Source organism: Azoarcus taiwanensis, from assembly GCF_012910885.1.
Classification (GTDB): domain Bacteria; phylum Pseudomonadota; class Gammaproteobacteria; order Burkholderiales; family Rhodocyclaceae; genus Azoarcus_F; species Azoarcus_F taiwanensis.
Genome location: NZ_WTVM01000213.1, coordinates 1 through 3,870, shown reverse-complemented (window position 1 = coordinate 3,870; position 3,870 = coordinate 1). Strand labels below are relative to the sequence as shown.

Annotated in this window: 3 protein-coding genes; all 3 read left to right on the top strand. The window is 61.4% G+C overall.

Annotation, left to right across the window (positions count from 1 at the left end):
- Positions 1-256 precede the first annotated feature (256 nt).
- Entirely contained in the window at positions 257-973 is a 717-nt protein-coding gene (phnF, locus tag GPA21_RS19475) for a phosphonate metabolism transcriptional regulator PhnF (protein ID WP_168989734.1), read from the top strand.
- 80 nt (positions 974-1,053) lie between these two features.
- Positions 1,054-3,003, top strand: coding sequence for a DUF47 domain-containing protein (locus tag GPA21_RS19470; RefSeq protein ID WP_168989733.1), 1,950 nt, complete (start codon positions 1,054-1,056; stop codon positions 3,001-3,003).
- Positions 3,004-3,018: 15 nt separating this feature from the next.
- Positions 3,019-3,870 (top strand): PEP/pyruvate-binding domain-containing protein (locus tag GPA21_RS19465; protein ID WP_281355971.1); only part of this gene is annotated, 852 nt, incomplete at its 3' end.

Genomic DNA, 3,870 nt, shown 5'->3' with positions numbered 1-3,870 from the left:
GTCCGGTTTCGGCCGGACGCAGAGTTTCGTATCCGGGTGCCTCTTGGAGTTCGTTCCAGGCGCGCTCAAGCGTTTCACGGGGGGCGCTGGCGAGTGCGGACATCCATCTTTGTCGGTCTGTTTGCATGCCTTTTCCGGTGGCTTCAGGTGTCATAAAAATGTCATCTAAACATCTAGACGAATTGCTGAGCATCATGCATCATGAGCACCGGGGTAACAAGATGGATCATGTGGCGTATTGGTGGAGGTAATGGACGTGGAGCGTGTAACCGGAATTGCGCTTTGGCGGCAGATCGAGGAGTCGATCACCCGTGAAATCCGTGCGCGTGTCTACAAGCCGGGCGACAAGTTGCCGACCGAGACCTCACTCGCGGCGCACTACGGGGTCAATCGACATACCTTGCGCCGAGCAATGGCTGCCCTGCAGGAAGCCGGTCTGATCCGTGTCGAGCAGGGGCGCGGCACCTTCGTACAGGAAGACGTGGTCGACTATCGGGTCGGCAAGCGGACCCGCTTTTCGGAGAATATCGCGAGTCGTCAGCGGTTACCCAGCGGACGGCTACTTCAGGCGCAAGAGGTCGCGGCCGATACTGAGGTCGCCAAGGCGCTGGGCGTCGTCAACGGTGAGCGGATGCTGTTGATCGAAATGCTCCGCGAGGTGGATGGCACGCCCTTGAGCGTTGCCACGCACTATTTTCCGAAGGCTCGATGCGAGGGGTTGATCGAGGCGCTGGAACGCACAGGGTCACTGACTCAGGCCTTGTTCAGCATCGGCATCAAGGACTACACGCGCGAACAGACCCGAGTGACGACGCGATTGCCGACCGGGCCGGAGGCGCGCCTTCTGGATCAGTCCAGGGGCCAGCCGCTGTTGGTTGCGGAAAGCATCAATGTCGATCCGGGCGGCATTCCGATCGAATACGTCGTCGCTCGCTTTGCGGGGCAACGCATTCAGTTCGTCTTCTCTTTCTGAACGAATCCTGCGCTGCAATAAGCGTGCAACCTTCACCGTCTAGGATCTTGCCAGTCTTGTGACTTGGGCGGAGGCCGAGCATGGTGGTGAAGAGCAAGATCATCCTGGCTTTGGGTGAGGATGCCATTGCCATGCCAGCGCTGGTCAATGCCGCGCTGGCTGCAAATGATCGATTGAAATATCGATTCGCCTTGCTGCAGGCGGCCCGCGCGCATGCCCTGCACCCGGACCAGAATCATGCCTGCCTGCGGGGCGAGCGGCTGGCCTGTGGCATCGAGGCGGCGGAGCTCGACTCGGTGGTGCTCGGCGCGGCGCGGGAGAACGGGGGCTTCCGGATCCCGCAGGCTACCGCCTTGCTCGGTGGCATCTGCGAGGACATGCAAGAAATGCTCGCGCCGTTCGAGGGCGGCACGAATCTCGTGCCTGAGCTGCAACCACAGGGCTTGCGCGACCGATTCGAGCTGCTCCTCGCGGACCTCGAGATGCCCGATCATGAGGTTGTCGACGACAGCTTGATCGCGCTATTGACCTCCGGAAGGCGGGAGACAGGCGACAGCCTGCATCTGCTCGTGATGGACACTCACAAGGCGCTCAACCGCCTTCAGGTCGAACTTGCGGCAGAGGAGATAGACGGTGCGGCGGTGTATGGCATCGATGATTCCGACCGCGCGGTGATAAAAGCCTTCATGGCTGGTTTGCGACGAACCGCTGCGCTCAAGTTCGATCACCCGGGTCTTGGCACGACCGCGACCCGGTCCGGTGAGAAGCTGGTCATACAGAACGATATCGGTACCACCGACGCGCATGTTCTCGTGGTCCACGTGATCGGATCCCGTGTCAGCGTCACCTATACCGATGTTCATCTGCAACGTCTGCTCTTCTTCCAGGGTTTGTTCAAGGGTTGGAAGGTCGACTGGGAGGACGCTCGTTCGCGTGCAGACCAGAGCATGGAGGACGGGGTCTATCACCTTTCCGTTGGCTCGCATGAAGGCCGGGACCACGAAGGCTGCCTTCGCTTTCTCGAGTATCTCGGTTCCAGATTGGTCTACCTGATCGATTGGAACAAGGCGCGCAAGCAGCTCAAACTCTTCGTTCCCAAGGGCGATGCGCGAGAGTTGCTTGCGTGGGCGGCCGACAACGACCACGGCCACATGGCCTTTCTGCGCTGCGGCGGGCAGCAGATGCTCTTCGAATTGCTTGAGCTGGTCGGTCGCGGTGCCTTCCGCTACGGGGAAGCCCTGCACCAGATCGTCGGAATCGAGCGCGCACGCAGTTTTCTGCAGTTCGCTTTGCGCATCTGCAGTGCGGCGATGCTGACCGGTCGGCAGGTGGATCTGGTTCGCGATGAATTGCGGGCCGAGTTGATCGGCTACTTCAGAAGCGCGGAGCAAGGGCTCTTCGATTTGCTGGTCGAGCACGCATGCATCACCGTCGAAATCGCGGCGTGTTTGCGTGACGGTTGGCTCGAGACCGATGATGCGGGCTTTCATGGGGCGATGCGGGCGCGGGCGGCTCGAGCCAAGGTGTGGGAGCGACAGGCCGACGAGATCGTGATTCGAATACGGGATGCCGCATCGCGTGCCCAGGCCGAAGGCATTCCGCTCGAGTTGGTTCGCATGGCCGACGATGTGCCCGACGAACTGGAGGAGGCAGCCTTTCACTGCTCACTGCTCCCTGGCGGACGTTCTGCCCACAAGGCGATGAGTGCCATCGCTACGTTGCAGGGGCTGACCCTTTCCGCCACGCAGGAGTACGTGAAGGCCTTGCTTGCCGCGCGGAGCTTCAAACAGGGCGGGGCGCGCGAGGACATGCAGGACTTCTTCGAGTCGGTGCACCGTGTCATGGATCTGGAGCGTCTTGCGGACGATGCCTTGCGACAGGTCAGACGTGATTTGCTGGGCGGCGCGATCGACACTCGGGAGCTCTACGTGCTGGATGCCATCGCGGCCAACCTCGAACGTGCGACCGACGCACTGATGCACAGCGTGCAGTGGCTCAGAGACAGGATGCTCGCTCAGAGCGTCGCATGAAGTGGGGGAATGACGATGACCGGGACTGACTACAGGGAGCAGGTCTTTCACATAGCCGTCGGTGACGGCGGAACGTCCGGCGATTGCGACATGCTGGGCTTCAAGGCGTGGAATCTCGCACGCATGGCTCGCGTCGGCCTGAATGTGCCTCCGGCGTTTGTGCTCGGCACGAGCTGGTGTCGCCGTTGGCGCGAGGGCAGGGAGGTCAGTCTCGATTCGATACTCCCGCTTCACGTGCGCTGGCTGGAACAACGAACCGGGCGGCATTTTGGGGGCGCGCACCGACCTCTGATGGTTTCGGTGCGCTCAGGCGCACCGGTGTCCATGCCGGGCATGATGGATACGCTGCTCGATATCGGTCTATGCGACGCGAGTCTGGAAGGTTTTCTGCGAGCAACCGGCAACCCGCGACTGGTATGGGACGCCTACCGGCGCTTGGTACGTTCTTTCGGCGAAGTCGTGACCCGGCTTCCTCCGGACCCCTTCGATGCATTGGAGGCTGACTGGGTGACGCGCCATGGTGTGCAGCGCACCGGTGATCTCGACTATGCGGCCCTTCGGGAGCTGACGCGTGAAAGTCTGCAGGTCTACCGGCGTCTGTGCGGCGAGGATTTTCCTCAGGACCCGCGTGAGCAGCTGTTTCGCTCGATCATCGCCGTATTCGAGTCCTGGGACAGCGAACGGGCTGTCACCTACCGAGGACTTAACGCGATCGATGATAGCCTTGGCACCGCGGTGACCGTACAGGCGATGGTGTTCGGCAACGGGGGCGGAACCTCGGGGTCGGGCGTGGGCTTCACCCGGGATCCCGGAAATGGCCTTCGCGGTCTGTATGTGGATTTTCAGTTCAACGCACAGGGTGAAGAC